Annotated in this window: 9 protein-coding genes; 3 read left to right on the top strand and 6 right to left on the bottom strand. The window is 70.7% G+C overall.

Annotation, left to right across the window (positions count from 1 at the left end; translation table 11 throughout):
- Positions 1-36: 36 nt before the first annotated feature.
- Complete coding sequence (locus BKK80_RS22825) at positions 37-1,488, bottom strand: aldehyde dehydrogenase (RefSeq protein WP_071071421.1); 1,452 nt, start codon at positions 1,486-1,488, stop codon at positions 37-39.
- Between the two features lie 283 nt (positions 1,489-1,771).
- Between BKK80_RS22825 and BKK80_RS22820 the strand changes: the two genes are divergently transcribed.
- Together BKK80_RS22820 and BKK80_RS22815 are read left to right on the top strand one after the other, a co-directional pair.
- Positions 1,772-2,779: a helix-turn-helix domain-containing protein gene (locus BKK80_RS22820; RefSeq protein ID WP_071016823.1), complete on the top strand. Its 1,008-nt coding sequence runs from the start codon at positions 1,772-1,774 to the stop codon at positions 2,777-2,779.
- A 480-nt stretch (positions 2,780-3,259) separates the two neighbouring features.
- Positions 3,260-4,588, top strand: coding sequence for a collagen-like triple helix repeat-containing protein (locus tag BKK80_RS22815; RefSeq protein WP_071071419.1), 1,329 nt, complete (start codon positions 3,260-3,262; stop codon positions 4,586-4,588).
- A gap of 81 nt (positions 4,589-4,669) precedes the next feature.
- Here the strand turns inward: BKK80_RS22815 and BKK80_RS22810 are convergent, their stop codons facing one another.
- The 3 genes from BKK80_RS22810 to BKK80_RS22800 all read right to left on the bottom strand — a co-directional run bounded on the left by BKK80_RS22810 (position 4,670) and on the right by BKK80_RS22800 (position 10,341).
- On the bottom strand, positions 4,670-5,230 hold the full coding sequence (locus tag BKK80_RS22810; RefSeq protein WP_071040407.1) for a hypothetical protein: 561 nt from the start codon (positions 5,228-5,230) through the stop codon (positions 4,670-4,672).
- Positions 5,231-5,322: 92 nt separating this feature from the next.
- Entirely contained in the window at positions 5,323-6,375 is a 1,053-nt protein-coding gene (locus tag BKK80_RS22805; protein ID WP_071073230.1) for a phytoene/squalene synthase family protein, read from the bottom strand.
- Between the two features lie 435 nt (positions 6,376-6,810).
- Positions 6,811-10,341: a two-partner secretion domain-containing protein gene (locus BKK80_RS22800; protein WP_335582975.1), complete on the bottom strand. Its 3,531-nt coding sequence runs from the start codon at positions 10,339-10,341 to the stop codon at positions 6,811-6,813.
- A 47-nt stretch (positions 10,342-10,388) separates the two neighbouring features.
- Here BKK80_RS22800 and BKK80_RS36635 point away from each other — a divergent pair, with 47 nt between their 5' ends.
- The gene (locus tag BKK80_RS36635; RefSeq protein ID WP_157903319.1) at positions 10,389-10,565 is read left to right on the top strand and encodes a hypothetical protein; all 177 of its coding nucleotides are present in this window, start codon (positions 10,389-10,391) and stop codon (positions 10,563-10,565) included.
- Between the two features lie 6 nt (positions 10,566-10,571).
- On the opposite strand, the gene BKK80_RS22795 is transcribed toward BKK80_RS36635, so the two are convergent.
- Positions 10,572-13,631, bottom strand: coding sequence for a two-partner secretion domain-containing protein (locus BKK80_RS22795; protein WP_071071415.1), 3,060 nt, complete (start codon positions 13,629-13,631; stop codon positions 10,572-10,574).
- Positions 13,632-13,700: 69 nt separating this feature from the next.
- On the bottom strand, positions 13,701-15,257 hold the full coding sequence (locus BKK80_RS22790) for a ShlB/FhaC/HecB family hemolysin secretion/activation protein (RefSeq protein WP_084545898.1): 1,557 nt from the start codon (positions 15,255-15,257) through the stop codon (positions 13,701-13,703).
- Positions 15,258-15,693: the final 436 nt, after the last annotated feature.

Raw genomic sequence — 15,693 nt, 5'->3', positions numbered from 1 at the left:
GCCGCCGCGCCGTGGCGGCCCCGAACGCACCGGACGTCAGAACGGGTAGTGGCGCGGCGCCGTCTGCACCGTCACCCAGCGCAGTTCGGTGAAGGCATCGATGCCGGCCTTGCCGCCGAAGCGGCCGTAGCCGGAGTGCTTCATGCCGCCGAACGGCATCTGCGCTTCGTCATGCACGGTGGGGCCGTTGATATGGCAGATGCCCGCCTCGATGCGCGCCGCCACCTGCCAGGCGCGTGCGATATCGCGGCCGAACACGGCCGAGGAGAGGCCGAACTCGTTGTCGTTGGCCGTGGCGATGGCGGCCTCCACCCCCTTGACGCGCACCACCGCCTTGACCGGCGCGAAGGACTCCTCGCGGAAGATCCGCATCGACGGCGTGACATGGTCGAGCACGGTGGCCGGCATCAGCGTGCTGTCGGCCTTGCCGCCGCACACCAGCGTGGCGCCCTGCGCCAGCGCGTCGTCGATCAGGGCATTGCAGCGCTCCACCGTGGCCAGGTCCACCACCGAGCCCAGTACCACCGGGCCCTGGCGCGGGTCGCCCAGCGGCAGGCTGCGCGCCTTGGCGGCGAACCTGGCGACAAACGCATCGGCCACCGCCTCATCGACCACGATGCGCTCGGTGGACATGCAGATCTGCCCGGAATTGGCGAAGGCGCCGAAGGCCGCCGCGGCCACCGCGGCATCGAGGTCGGCGTCGTCGAGGATCACCATCGGCGCCTTGCCGCCCAGTTCCAGCACGACCGGCTTCAAGTACTTGGCGCAGGTCTGCGCGATCAGCCGGCCCACGCGCGTGGAGCCGGTGAAGTTGACGCGGCGCAGCGCCGGGTGGGCCACCATGGCCTCGACCACGGCGCCGGCGTCGGCCGGCGCGTTGGTGACGAAGTTGACCACGCCGGGCGGCAGGCCCGCCTCCTGCAGCGCTTCGATGATCAGCCCGTGGGTGGCCGGGCACAGCTCCGAGCCTTTCAGCACCACGGTATTGCCGCAGGCCAGCGGGGTGGCGATGGCGCGCACGGCGAGGATCACCGGCGCGTTCCACGGCGCGATGCCGAGGACCACGCCGGCCGGCTGGCGCACTGCCATGGCCAGGCTGCCGGGCACGTCGGAGGGAATCACCTCGCCGGCGATCTGCGTGGTCAGGGCGGCGGCCTCCAGCAGCATGCCGGCGGCCAGGTGCACATTGAAGCCGGCCCAGATGGCGGACGCGCCGGTCTCGGCCGCCATGGCGGCGGTGAAGTCCTCGGCGCGCGCTTCCAGCGCCTTGGCGGCGCGCATCAGCAGCGCGCGCCGCTCGCCCGGGCCCAGCGCGGCCCAGGCCGGGAACGCCTGCGCGGCAGCCTCGACCGCCGCCACCGCGTCCTCGGGCGTGGCGGCGGGCGCGCGCGTGGCCACGCTCTGGTCGAGCGGATTGCGCCGCGCGAAGGTGGCGCCGTTGGCGGCCGCGCGCATGGCGCCGCCGATCAGCATCTGGATATCCTGCATGGCTGTCCTCGTCTCCTGGTTCGTGATGGCGCCGTGATGGCGGCGCGACGCTGCGCCGGCCCTGGCCGGCGGTGCCGTGCCACGCAGGCGATGGTAGGCAAGGCCCGCGCGCACCGCTGTGCCGGGCGTGCACTTCGGGCTGTGCGCGGCGTGCAAGCCGGCCGGGGTTAACCCCGAGCGGGCCGCCGCGGCCGGTGCACGGGGCAGCCCTATAATGCAGCGGATCCGGCCATGGCCGGACGCACGGCAGCCCCCACGAACGCCACCACGAACGCCCATCCTCATGCAGACCGTCACCACCCTGACCACCGAACCGCTCGCCCCGCGCGAGCGCGCTGCGGCGTGGCGGCAGTGGATGCACGAGCATTTCGGCGGGCTGCAGTCGGATCTCTACGGCGCTGGCGAAAGCACCGATCACGCCGATCGCACAGATAGCGCGGGCTTCCGCGGCAGCCTGTGCGCCTGCCACGCCGGCGGCGTGATCCTCACGCGCCTGCGCGCCGACCGCCACCGCGTGCTGCGCAGCCGCGCCCTGGCCCGCCAGAGCGAGCAGCCTTACCTGAAGATCGTGGCGCCCGCGCTTGGCGTGGCCGAGGTCGAGCAGGCCGGACGCACCGCGCAGGTGGGCGCCGGCGCCTGGGCCATCTATGACACCACGGCGCCCTACGCCGTCTCGAACCCGCTCGCGTGCGAACACCTGGTCGTGATGGTGCCCAAGGAACGCATCGCCGCCTCTGGCCTGCGCCTCGACGCGCTGATGGCGCGCCAGGTCGGCGGCGCGGCCGGGATCTCGCGCGTGGCGCTCGAATCGATGCGCCACACCTTCCGCGAGCTGCCGCACATGAGCGATGCGGCCGCACACGGCGCCGGCGAAATGCTGCTGCAACTGGTGCAGCTGTCGCTGCTGGAACTGCAGGGCGTGGAGAGCGCGCCCAGCCAGCGCGCGCTGCTGCTGGACCGCATCCGCCAGGCCATCGGCGCGCACCTGCGCGACCCGGGTTTCACCCCCGAGCGGCTGGCGCAGCTGCTGAACTGCAGCCGCCGCCACCTGTACAACGCCTTCTCCGGCAGCGGCGAGACGCCCGCCGAGCGCATCCAGCGCCAGCGCCTGGAAGGCTGCATGCGCGACCTGCGCGCCCCGCAGCTGGCGGGCCGCTCGATCACCGAGATCGCGCTGTCCTGGGGCTTCGGCAACCTGTCGCACTTCAGCCGCGCCTTCCGCGCGCACACCGGCCTGAGCCCCAGTGAATACCGCGAACATCGCGGGAGTCCCGGGCAGGCGCGGCCCTGAAGCCCAGGCCGCCGCGCCGGAGACATCAAGAACATCAAGGCATCAGGATTTCAGGGCATCAAGGCGACAGCGCGATGGCGCTCAGGTGCGTGCCGAGCGCGATGCCGCCGGCGCCGCTCGCGGCCGTCAGCGCGCCCCGGCATTGTCAAGTGCGGGCGGGAACGGAAGCGCCGCAGCGCCGCCAGCCGGCCGGCCGAGCCGCCACGTGACGCAGGCTCCGCTGGACAGGGGAGATAACGGACAGCATGGCGGACGGCGTTACGGGCGCGTTACGGACACCGTAACGCGGGAAGCGCCCTGAACGGGCTCCGGCGACGGCCCGTGCCAATCCCCGCCTCCACCCGCGGATCCTTGCGCCACAAGGGATTGTGGGCAATCGAAGGCAGCGCGGCCGGCGCCGCGCGACAGCCCGAGGGCACGGGCACGCCAATTGCAGTCCGACCTCTCCGAGTCAAACAACGATCTTAGAGGGGAATTACCGTGCGCAATCCGCATCTCCTGCTCGGCATCACTGTCGGCACCCTGGTCCTGCTCGGCGGCTGCGCCAACGGCAGTGACGGCGCCATGGGCGCAACCGGCCCGGCCGGCACGGCGGGCACCGCCGGCAGCCAGGGCACTACCGGCGCCACCGGCAACGCAGGCCCGCAAGGCACCACCGGGGCCACCGGCAACAATGGCAGCAATGGCAGCAATGGCACCACCGGTGCCTCGGGCGCGACCGGCACCACCGGCACCACGGGTTCGACCGGAGCGACCGGACCGTCGGGCAGCACCGGCGGGACCGGCGCCACCGGTGGCACCGGCGCGACGGGTGGCAGCGGCGCCACCGGACCGACCGGCGCCACGGGGTCCACCGGCGCCACCGGCCCCTCCGGGCCATCGGGCACGACCGGGTCCACCGGCACGACCGGATCCACTGGCTCCACCGGCGCCACGGGCGCCACCGGCCCCTCGGCGCTCAACCAGCTCGGCACCACCATCGGCGGCGTCGGCAGCGCGGTCAGCAACCTGGGCCAGGGCGCGCTGGCGCCGGTCACCCAGCCGGTGGGTTCGGTGGTCAGCCAGGTCGGCGGCCTGGTCGGCAACCTGAGCCCGCAGTCCGTGACCACCCCGGTCACCCAGCTGACCACCACGGTCGGCAAGGCTATCGAGCCCCTCACCTCCGCGCTGGTCAGCACCACCCAGACCCTGGGCCAGGCCACCGGACTGGGTGCGCCGGTCAACAACCTGCTCACCACCGTGGGCGGCGCGGTCGGCCAGGTCGGCAACCAGCTCACCCAGACCAATGCACCGATCGTCTCCACCCTGGGCGGTGTCGTCAGCACCACCGGCGCCACGGTGGCATCGCTCGGCGGCCTGCTCAATGCGCCCACCGGCGGCACCGGTGGTACAGGCGGCACCGGCAGCAATCCCCTGGCACCGGTCACCAGCCTGCTCGGCAGCCTCGGCGGCACGCTCGGCGGGAGCAGCGGCAGCAGCAGCGGTCCGCTGGCGCCGGTCACCAACCTGCTGGGAGGCCTGACCGGCGGACTGCAGAACGGCGGCAGCAGCGGCAGCAATCCGCTCGCCCCCGTCACCAACCTGCTCAGCGGGGTGGCCGGCGGCAGCGGCGCCGGCAGCGGTAGCGGTAGCGGCGGCGGCACCAACAGTCCCGCCAACCTGCTGGCGCCGGTCACCAACCTGGTCGGCGGCCTGACCAGCGGGCTGAGCGGCAGCGGCAGCAGTGGCAGCAGCAGTGGCTCGACCGCCAGCCCGCTGGCGCCGGTCACCAACCTGCTGGGCGGCCTGACCGGCCAGAAGAAGAACTGAGAGAACTGAGGCACGGCAGCGAGGCCGCGCCGGTGCCCCGCGGGGATGCCGGCGCGGCCTTCCCCGCCCGCCTGCCCCGTTTCAGCCGGCGCGCCCGCGCCGCGCCACCTCGCTCTCGGCATGCTGCCGCACGCGCGCCAGCATGCGGCGCCGGATCATCCCGCTGACCGGCCGGATCAGGTACCAGTACGGCGCGAACTGACGCCGCACCGCCGCCGTCGGACAGAACACGCGCGTCTCGGTACGCAGCACCGTGCGCCCGGCGGCGTCGCTGCCGGTGTCGAAGCCCATCACCAGGCTGCACACATCGTTGCGGCCGTGCATGCGGAACTGCTCGGGCGAACGGATCTCCACCAGGCCGTAGTCGGGGCGCCAGAACGCCCCCGTCAGGCCGAAGGCGAGCCCGCGGTCACCGTCGCGACCGAGAAAGGTGAAATCGTCCAGGTCGAGCGGCTGCCGCTGCGACAGCCCGAACAGCCGCGTCGGCAGTTCGCGCAGGCGGATGGCCGTGCGGATGAAGGGATCGTCCTGGGCGCGCTGGCGCGCGGCATGGTCCAGCACGATGCCTGCCGGCGCGTCGATGGTGATGGCGTGGCGCTCGTGGAAATCGAAACGGGGCAGGAACTGATCGAGCAGGGTCATGGCGCGGCGCACTCCGGCGTGCATCAACGGACAGGGCGACACTATGCCATGCCGCCGCGCCGCGCCCGATCTGGTATGAAGCGGCGCGCCGCTCAGTCGTCCAGCTGCGCTTCGATGCGGGCCGTCAGGCGGGAAAACCAGAGGCGCAGGGCCGGATCCAGCGGCGCCAGCGGCAGCGAGCAGGCGAGGATGCGGTAGACGCCGCTGCGCGGCAGCTTGGATGCACTGGCCGGATCCAGCCAGGCCGGATTGGCGGCCAGCAGCTCCAGGGTCTCCAGTCCGATCAGGATAGGCCACAGGCAGGCCAGGCGCAGACGCAGCGCGGTGGCGGGAATGGCCAGCGTGTAGTCGATCGCTGCGCGGAAATGCGCCAGCGCGGTACGCAGCAGCTCCTGCAGCAAGGGCCGGGCTTGCCGCGACGCCTCCGGCTGCAGCAGGTCCTGCGGCTGCAGGCCGCAGCGCGCCAGCATCGGCTGCGGCAGGTAGCAGCGCCCGATGCGCAGGTCCTTGCCGCAGTCGCGCAGCACGTTGACGAGCTGCAGCGCCTTGCCGAAGCGCACACCGCGCGCCAGCATGACGGCCGGTTCGTCCTTGAGCGTGCCGGGCAGGTGAGCGTACGTCATCCGGGTCCAGAACTCCCCCACGCAGCCGGCCACCAGGTAAGTGTAGGTATCGAGTTCCGCCGCTGCCTGCAGCGCGACGATGCGGCCCGAGCGCTCGTCGGGAAAGGTGCGCAGGTCGAATTCCATGCCCTCGGTGAGTGTGGACACGATCCCGCGCACGGCCTGACGGTCGCCGGCATCGAGCTGCGCCAGCACATCCAGCGCGGGTCCCAGCGATTCCAGCAGGACGCGCTCGTCCGACTGCGCCTGCTGGGCGCCGACTTCCTCGGCCAGGCGCCGCACCAGCGTGCCGTCGTCGGCGGCGCCGTTGACCCGCTCGCGCAGCGACAACAGCAGGGCCAGCCGTTGCTCCGGCGGAATCAGCGAGGTGTCGGCGATGGTATCGGCGGCCCGCGCCAGCAGGTAGGCCAGGCCGACCGGATCGCGCATGCCATGCGGCAGGACGCGCAGCGTCAGGTAGAAGGAGCGCGAGACGCCTTTCAGGAGCGGACCGAGCAGGAAGGCCCGGGAAGAATCGGACATGGCGGGAGATGCGGAATGGAGCGACAAGGCCGCGCTGCGGGAGGAGCGCAGCGCGCGCAGCCGCATTGTATCTTCCTGCGCTCCACGCGCTGCCCGGAAAGAAGCGGGCGGCCCGACTTGCGGGCTCCCGGCTGTGGGCGATCGAAGGGAAATAGGCGAACGGGGCGGCCTGGAGCGGCGGCCCCGTTCGTGCGTGGCGCGGGCAGGCCTCGATGCGAGCGGCTTACGCCGCGACGAAGCCTGCCGCGACCACAAGGTGAAAGGGCGAAAGGACGAATGGACGAATGGACGAAATGGCCCAGGGAAAGAGGCCGGCCGGAGCGGCGCGCGCGATGCGATTCGCCCGCCTCCGCTCCAGCCGGGCAACGTGCCCGAAGGCGACGGCCGCCAGTCCCGCTCAGGCCGTCACCCTGCGTCCGGCACGCCGGACGCCGGTCAGTCGCGGATGCTGCCGTAGTTGACGCCGGCAAGCGGCATCCACGCGGCATTGCCGCTCGAGCTGCTGCTCTTCACGAGGCCGAAGTTCAAGCCAACGAGCGTGCCATATTGCTGGGCGTAAGCCGGCACCTGCGCGACGCGGGTCGTCGTCGTCGAGCGCTCGATCGTGCCGAAATTCGCGCCCGCCAGGCCACCCAGCCGTGCGTAGTAGCCACCGGAAACCGTGCCGGCCGACGAAGACGATGCGATCGCCCCGCCGTTGAAGCCGACCAGGCCGCCGACTTGGCTGCTGTGGCTTCCGCTCGCCGAACCGGTCGAGCTGGACTTCTCCACCGATGCGCCCATGTAGTTCTCACCGATCAGACCGCCGACATAGGCGCGCTGGTCGCCCGCGACGTCACCGGATGCGCTCGACGACGACACGCGGCCGGCGTTCAAGCCGACCAGGCCGCCGACCTTGCCCGAGCCCACCACGGTGACCGAGCCCTTCGCATCGGAGCCGAGCACCGAACCCGTGTTGCGGCCGACGAGCCCGCCGGCGACGCTGTCAAACATGGCCAGGACCTTGCCCGACGCAGTCGATCCGTCGACGGTGCCGCTATTGGTCGCCGCGAGGCCGCCGATGACGCTCTCGAAATCGCCGGTGACCGAACCCGTCGACGCCGATGCCTTCACGGTGCCCGCATTGGCACCGACCAGCCCGCCGGCCCGCGACATCATGCCGGCCATCACGCTGGCCTGCGACGACGATGCGCGGATCGCGCCGTCGTTCACGCCGACCAGACCGCCCGCCGTCGCGAAGTCACCCCCGACCACCTCGCCGCCAGCCGACGAAGCGAGCACTTCGCCGCTCGCCGCATTGCGGCCGACCAGCCCGCCTGCGATGCCGCCCCTGCCCACCATGACGTTGCCGCTTGCGCTCGACGCGTCGACCTTGCCGGCGTTATGCCCGACCAGGCCCCCGGCCACGCCGGCAGCACCGGCCTCCACGGTGACGCTGGACGTCAACTCGCGCAGGCTCGCGAAATTGGCACCGACGAGGCCGCCGACGTTCGACGCACCGGCCGTCACCCTGCCGGCTGCCGTCGATGCGTGGATGACGCCGCGATTCTCACCGGCCAGGCCGCCCACGCGAGCCATGTCGCCAGCTTTCACGAGCCCGTTGAACCCGGATGCATCCACCCGTCCGGCATTGTGGCCGACGAGACCGCCCACGGTCGCAATGTGCCTGGCCTCCACGTCCGCGAAGCCCGTCGATCCCTTGACCACGCCGCCGGCGTTGCTGCCGACCAGTCCACCGATGCGGCCGCCGGCGCCGAGCGCTGCCACGGTGCCCGTGACCGTCGACGCATCGACGACACCACGGTTTTCCCCGACCAGCCCGCCTGCGTTGCCGGTCGAGTAACTGACGACCTGCACGTCGGCACGGCTGTTGCGGATCATCGCGTCGTCGGAGCCCGGCGCCATGAACGAGATATTCTCACCGACCAGGCCTCCGACGGCCTGCGCATCCCTGCCACCGACGACGCGCCCCATCACGGCTGCGCGCTCGATCGATCCACCCCAGTTGCTGCCGACGAGCCCGCCGACGAAGGTGCGCCCCTCGCCTCCCACATAGACGTTCGTCGCCTTCACATCCGAGATGCTGCCAGTGTTGTAGCCGGCCAGCGTGCCGACGCTGGCCGGCGACCAGCCGTACGGCACGACAGCTTGAGCCGACACCTTGTCCAGACCGAGGTTGGCGATATGGCCGGAGTTGACGGCGAAGAGACCGACGGCATTGCTGCCCTGATTGGAAACCGACAGATCGCTGATGGTGTTGCCAAGTCCATCGAACACGCCGTCGAAGGCGCCGCGCGCGCCGATGCTCCGGAACGCCGCGCCCTTGCCGTCGACCGCGTTGCCCAGCACGTAGCGCCCCTTCAGGTCACGGTCCACGTTGCGCAGGTCCGCCACGTCGTGGATCACCTGGTAGGCGTCACCGTTCGCCGAGAACGAGGCATTGCGGCCCGACAGCGTCACCGATGCCTTGTCCTGCGCGAAGCGGTGGCCCTGCGCCGAGTTCAGCGCCAGCGCGGCCTGCTCGCCCGTCAGCGCCAGCTTGTCGTCCACGCGGATGCCGCCGGCCGCGTTCACCGCCACGCCCGCCTTCGCCCCGCTCGCCGTCAGCGCCTGCTGCAGCGCCACGTCGCCCTGCTGCGACGTCAGCGTCAGCGCGTGGTCGCTCGACCAGTTCACCGCGCCGTTCACCGACAGGTCGCCCGACGTGTTGCTCAGCGCCACATTGCTCGTGCCCAGCGCGCGCGACAGCGTCTGCGCACCGATCGCGCTGTCAGCGCCCTCGACGTTCGCGTTCGCCGACTCGATCGTCCACGTGCCGGTGCGGCCCGCGGCACTGCGCGTATCGACCTGCGCATCGTCCGCCACCTGCACGCGCTCGCCGCGCGTCGCCACCGTGCCGCCGGCCGCGTTCAGCTTGCCGCCGACCTTCACCAGGCCGCCGTCCAGCACGATCTTGCCGTCACGCGCGCTCAGGCCCTGCGCTTCGATGGTGCCGCTGTTGTTCACCACCGCGTTCAGCAGGCCGTTGGCCGCGCGCGCCGTCATCAGCACCTCGCCGCCGTCCGCCTTCAGCAGGCCGCCGTTGCTGGCCTGCGCGTCCATCGCGCCGCCTTCCACCTGCAGGTTCAGCAGGCCCTTGCCGTCGAAGTTCACGTGGAACGCCTCACCCGCGCCCAGCGCCACGCGGCCCGCCTGCGCCCGGATCACGCCCGTGTTCGACACGCGCGCGCCCAGCAGCGCCACGCTGCCGCCTTCGGCCGCCGTGATCGTGCCGGCGTTCTCCACCGACTGGCCCGAGGCACCCGCGAAGCGGTAGTTGCCCGCCAGGAAATCCGCGTCCGAGATCTCCTTCGTCGACGCCACCAGGCCGCCCACGTTCACCTGCGAACCCGCGCCGAACACCACGCCGTTCGGGTTGACCAGGAACACCTTGCCGTTAGCGTCGATCTGCCCCTGGATCTGGCTGCCGTTGTTGCCGATCACGCGGTTCAGCGCGATCGACTGGTTGGTCGGCTGGTGGAACGCCACGCGCTCACCGCCGCCCACGCTGAAGTCCTGCCAGTTGGTGACCAGGCGGTCGGTCTGCTGCTGGATCGACATCGACTTGCCGTCCGCCGAGCGCGAGATGTCCGCCTGCCCCGACACGATGGCTTCCCCGGTCGGCAGCGCGAAGGCCGGCAGCGCCGCCAGCCCCAGCAGCGACAGGGAGGCGGCCGCGAGCCGCTTGCCGCCGCCCGACTTGCCATGCCGGCGCGCGGTTTCGCTCGCCACGCACCAGCCACCCTGGGCCTCATTCCATACCAGCGAATAGGTCTTATTCATTTCCAATCCTTCTTCATACTTCGTTAAAACAGGTCCATCTGCGATGGACCTCCGATCAGGCCGTCCGGCAAGGCCGGGCGGCCCGAACCCCGATGCCCGACAGGCAGGCCGTCGAACCCGGTGCACCGCGAAGCGGCCGAGCAACGGAATCGACCCGCCGTTGCCGATCGATTCGCATACCTGAATGAAAAATGAAGGGCTGCAAGCAACGATTCGCGGCCTGCATCGCGGATATCGACACGACTGGTGCCGGGCATGCCTGCATCGCGTCATGCGACACGGAAAAGCCGGCCCTGATCGGACCGGCCGCGACTCGATTGCCGCCTTCGAAGAACGGGATGGGCGAGCAGCGCCACATCCCGCGTTGACGCGGATTACCGCTTGCCGTCGATCATCCCGATATTGAGATCGGCAAACGGTTCAGCCGATGCCGCGCCCGTCGTATGGCTCGATTCGATGCGTCCGGTGTTGATCGCGGCGAAACCGCCGGTAAACACCGGCCGCGCCTGCGTCGGGTATTCGATCTTCGAGCTCGTCCGGGAAGAACGGATCGTGCCGGCGTTCCCGCCCACGAAGCCGCCGCCCCACGAAGCCGCGCTCGACACCGTTCCCGACGATTCCGAATCGGAGATCAGCGCCTCGTTCCAGCCTGCAAAGCCGCCGATGAATCGCCCGCCGGCGACCGTCACGTTGCCGGACGCCTTCGAGCCGCTCACGACGGCACCCCGGCCCTTGTTGACGCCGACCACACCGCCCACATAGCTGTCGCGCCCTGCGGAAACGTTCGACGTCGAACTCGACGATGCAATGGTGCCGTGGTTCTCGCCGACAAGGCCGCCGATCGTGTTGTCCAGGCCGCCGCGCACCGTACCGCTCGACCGCGAATCTTCGATCGTCCCGTCGTTGACGGCCACGAGCCCACCGACCTTGCTCGTGTTGCCTGCGCTCACGCTGCCCTCCGCCGCACTCTGGCGAATCGCGCCGGCATTCGCACCCGCAAAGCCACCCACCGTGGTCGCACCGTTTCCGCTTACGTTGCCGGATGCGTGCGACGCGGCGATCTCGCCTCTGTCGTTGCTGCCGATAAACCCGCCGATCGTGCTGCCCGCCGCTGCAACAACGTTGCCGCTTGCCGATGCGTCGCGAATGGTGCCGCCGGAATTGCTGCCGACCAGCCCGCCGACCGTCGCTCCGGTCGTTGCGCTGACGCTGCCGCTCGCCGACACGTTCGACAGCTCCGCATTGGCGCTCCAGCCGATCGCGCCGCCAACCGTGCTCGCTTTTCCGGCCGACACTGCCATCGACGAAGCCGAGCGGTCGATCGCACCACCGGCCGCGAAGCCGACCAGACCGCCCGCGATCAAGTTGTCGCCCACCGTGAGCCTGCCACTGCTCGACGAATTCGCCACGGTCGAATCCGAGTTCATGCCAACGAGGCCGCCCGCCATATACATGCCGCCCGAAATCTGTGCCTTCGGGGTCGTGATCTCGGCATCGGCGCGACTGTTCACGATCCGTGCGCCGGCGACGTTCTGGGCGGCAATCCCGCCGATCGTCATCGTCCTGTCGTTGCCGCTGACACGGCCCTGGAAGCGCGCGCTGTCGACGACGCCGCCGTCGTTCACGCCGACGAGTCCGCCGGCAACGCTATAGCCCGTGCCGATGGACGAGACGGTCATTCCCGACGCGCGCACGTTCGAAACCGTTCCCCGGTTGTAGCCGACAAGACCGCCGATTCCCGCAACGCTGCGACCTGCCGCACCGCTCACGGCAAGCGAATCGAGCGCAAGATTGGCGATACGGCCGCGATTCGCGGCAAACAGGCCGACGGACGGGCTGCCACCGGTGACCTTCAGCCGGGAAACCGTGTTGCCGAGACCATCGAACACGCCGTCGAACGAGCTGTTCGCAGCGATGCTCTGGAACGCCGCGCCCTTGCCGTCGACCGCGTTGCCCAGCACGTAGCGTCCCTTCAGGTCACGGTCCACGTTGCGCAGGTCCGCCACGTCGTGGATCACCTGGTAGGCGTCACCGTTCGCCGAGAACGAGGCGTTGCGGCCCGACAGCGTCACCGACGCCTTGTCCTGCGCGAAGCGGTGGCCCTGCGCCGAGTTCAGCGCCAGCGCGGCCTGCTCGCCCGTCAGCGCCAGCTTGTCGTCCACGCGGATGCCGCCGGCCGCGTTCACCGCCACGCCCGCCTTCGCCCCGCTCGCCGTCAGCGCCTGCTGCAGCGCCACGTCGCCCTGCTGCGACGTCAGCGTCAGCGCGTGGTCGCTCGACCAGTTCACCGCGCCGTTCACCGACAGGTCGCCCGATGTGTTGGTCAGCGCCACATTGCTCGTGCCCAGCGCACGCGACAGCGTCTGCGCGCCGATCGCGCTGTCCGCGCCCTCGACGTTCGCGTTCGCCGACTCGATCGTCCACGTGCCGGTGCGGCCCGCGGCACTGCGCGTATCGACCTGCGCATCGTCCGCCACCTGCACGCGCTCGCCGCGCGTCGCCACCGTGCCGCCGGCCGCGTTCAGCTTGCCGCCGACCTTCACCAGGCCGCCGTCCAGCACGATCTTGCCGTCACGCGCGCTCAGGCCCTGCGCTTCGATGGTGCCGCTGTTGTTCACCACCGCGTTCAGCAGGCCGTTGGCCGCGCGCGCCGTCATCAGCACCTCGCCGCCATCCGCCTTCAGCAGGCCGCCGTTGCTGGCCTGCGCGTCCATCGCGCCGCCTTCCACCTGCAGGTTCAGCAGGCCCTTGCCGTCGAAGTTCACGTGGAACGCCTCACCCGCGCCCAGCGCCACGCGGCCCGCCTGCGCCCGGATCACGCCCGTGTTCGACACGCGCGCGCCCAGCAGCGCCACGCTGCCGCCTTCGGCCGCCGTGATCGTGCCGGCGTTCTCCACCGACTGGCCCGAGGCACCCGCGAAGCGGTAGTTGCCCGCCAGGAAATCCGCATCCGAGATGTTCTTCGTCGACGCCACCAGGCCGCCCACGTTCACCTGCGAACCCGCGCCGAACACCACGCCGTTCGGGTTGACCAGGAACACCTTGCCGTTGGCGTCGATCTGCCCCTGGATCTGGCTGCCGTTGTTGCCGATCACGCGGTTCAGCGCGATCGACTGGTTGGTCGGCTGGTGGAACGCCACGCGCTCACCGCCGCCCACGCTGAAGTCCTGCCAGTTGGTGACCAGGCGGTCGGTCTGCTGCTGGATCGACATCGACTTGCCGTCCGCCGAGCGCGAGATATCCGCCTGCCCCGACACGATGGCTTCCCCGGTCGGCAGCGCGAAGGCCGGCAGCGCCGCCAGCCCCAGTAGCGACAGGGAAGCGGCCGCGAGCCGCTTGCCGCCGCCCGACTTGCCATGACGGCGCGCGGTTTCCCCGACCACCGCCCAGGTACCCTGGGCGTCGTTCCACACCAATGCGTAGGTCTTGTTCATGCTGGTTTCCCTTCTTGTCATTCACGTCAGTAGGAATCCCGTCCACAGGACGAGGTACGACAGAGCGCCTCAGAAGTACTGAGTCGCCTGAAGCCATACGCTGGGCGCGCGCGCCGGCGAGCCCGCAGCCGAACTGAGCGGCCAGGCCGCGGTCAGGGTGGCCTGCCGCTTGCCGTCGCTCCAGCCGGCGCCGACGCCGGCCGCCTGCAGCTGCTGGGTGTTGCGCTCGCGCGTCCACGGATGCTTGTTGAACTGCACCTGGCCGGCGTCGACGAAGGCACTGAGCTGCCAGCGCGGCGCGGGCAGGTAGCGCAGCTCGGCGCTCGCCTGCCAGCCCTGGTCGCCGCTGCCGGCGCCTAGCGCGTAGGCGCGCACGCCGTAGGGGCCGCCCAGGCTGAATTTCTCCGAGCCGTCGAGGTTGCGCGAGGCAAGTTGTCCGCTGAACTGCGTGTAGAGCTGGAAGCGGCGGCCGAGCGCCTGCAGGCGCAGCGCGCTCACGTTCAGCTTGGTGAAGCTGCCCATGGCCTTGGTGTACCGGTCCGAGCCGAGTGCATCATTGCCACGTAACCGGCCGAGGCCCAGCGTCAAGGACAACGCGCTGCGGCCGCCGCCGAACCAGCCGTCCTCGCCATTGCCGCTGACAGAGACGCTCCACAGGCCGACGTTCTTGTCGTTGCGCACGTCGAACTGGCCGTAGGTATCCTTCAGGTCCTTGTTGTCGTACTGGACCTGCGCCGTGACGTTCAGATTGCGGCTGCGCAGCAGCGGCTGCGCGACGAAGGCGCTCTGCACGCTCGCGCTGCCGCGGTAGTCGAGCTCCGCGAAGCTGCCGGTGAGGTGGTAGCGCATCTCCGAATAGGCCACGCCGACGCGCGTCGACACCGGTCCCAGCGGCAACTGGTAGGCCGCGCGGTAGTAGCTCTGCCGCTCGTCGCTGGCGAGGCCGCGCAGGCTCAGCTGGTCGCCCAGCCCCAGCGGCGAATTGAGGTTGACGCTGCCGCTGAAGCGATAGCGGCCCGACGACGTGTCGCCGAAGTTGTCGAAGTCGAGCGATCCGGTAACGAGGGGCCCGCCTTCGACATCGACCACCAGGTCGGTCGTGCCGGGCTCGATGCCCGCGCGCAGCGTGCCGCGCGCGGTGGCGCCGGCCAGGTCGTCGAGCAACTGCAGGGTGCGCTCGAGGTCGGCGCCGCGCACCACTGCTCCCGGCCGGAGGGCGGAGAGCGGCTGCTGCAGCGCGCCGTCGCTGACGCGCGAGCGGTTGTTCAGCACGATGCGGCCGTAGCGCCCCTCCACCACCGCGATACGCACGACACCACCGTCGATCTCCTGGTGGGGCAGGTAGGCGCGGGCCAGCACGTAGCCACGCTCGCGGTAGTAGGCGGTGATCCGTGCGGCGGCCTGCTGCAGGTCGGCGAAGCCCAGCTCGCGGCCGGCGAGGTCCGCCAGCTGCGGCAGCAGCTCATCGGCATGGAACACCTGGTTGCCTTCGAGGGTGAATGCCTGCACGAACATGCGCGGCCCGCTGTCCGGCGTGACATCCGCATCGGGCTGGGGGGTTGTGATCTTGATCTCGGGCACCGGCGCGGCCGGCAGGACTGGCCGAGCGGTTTCGATGTCACGCATCGCCTGCCCGGCGTTCGGCACCTGGGCGTGCGCCGGCAAGGGAAGCAGCAGCGCCACGCCGGCCCGCCAAAGCAGCGACAGGCCCGGCGGACGGCCCGGCGGACGCGCGGCACGCGCGGGGGGGCGCAAAGGCGTGTAGCCACGCAGGCTCACGCGGAATGAGATGGTGCCGACGGCACCGCTGACAGCGGGATGCGGAACGGCGAGTTCGCGTTCGAAGTGTTCAGGAAACACCGGAATCATCCCTGCCGTGAGGCGGTACGCGCGGCCGCTCGAGAGTGAAGAATGCGACCATCTGGAATCGCTGGCGATGCCCGCCAGTGCTGCTATGTGGGTACGGTGGATCGGCCCGACGGGCCGGAAAAGGCGGTGGAGTTTCTGGGGACAATGGTCAGCGATGGCCTCCGGGCGCGTCCATCAGGACATTCTGAAAATC

The organism is Cupriavidus malaysiensis, from assembly GCF_001854325.1.
Taxonomy (GTDB): Bacteria; Pseudomonadota; Gammaproteobacteria; order Burkholderiales; family Burkholderiaceae; genus Cupriavidus; species Cupriavidus malaysiensis.
Note: the sequence above shows the minus strand (reverse complement) of the source record. Positions and strands in the feature narration are given on the sequence as shown.

Excerpts from the sequence above, each read along its gene's own strand:
- BKK80_RS22825 (WP_071071421.1), bottom strand. The coding sequence starts at position 1,488 with ATGCAGGATATCCAGATGCTGATCGGCGGCGCCATGCGCGCGGCCGCC.
- BKK80_RS22820 (WP_071016823.1), top strand. The coding sequence starts at position 1,772 with ATGCAGACCGTCACCACCCTGACCACCGAACCGCTCGCCCCGCGCGAG.
- BKK80_RS22810 (WP_071040407.1), bottom strand. The coding sequence starts at position 5,230 with ATGACCCTGCTCGATCAGTTCCTGCCCCGTTTCGATTTCCACGAGCGC.
- BKK80_RS22805 (WP_071073230.1), bottom strand. The coding sequence starts at position 6,375 with ATGTCCGATTCTTCCCGGGCCTTCCTGCTCGGTCCGCTCCTGAAAGGC.
- BKK80_RS36635 (WP_157903319.1), top strand. The coding sequence starts at position 10,389 with ATGAAGGGCTGCAAGCAACGATTCGCGGCCTGCATCGCGGATATCGAC.
- BKK80_RS22795 (WP_071071415.1), bottom strand. The coding sequence starts at position 13,631 with ATGAACAAGACCTACGCATTGGTGTGGAACGACGCCCAGGGTACCTGG.
- BKK80_RS22790 (WP_084545898.1), bottom strand. The coding sequence starts at position 15,257 with ATGCGTGACATCGAAACCGCTCGGCCAGTCCTGCCGGCCGCGCCGGTG.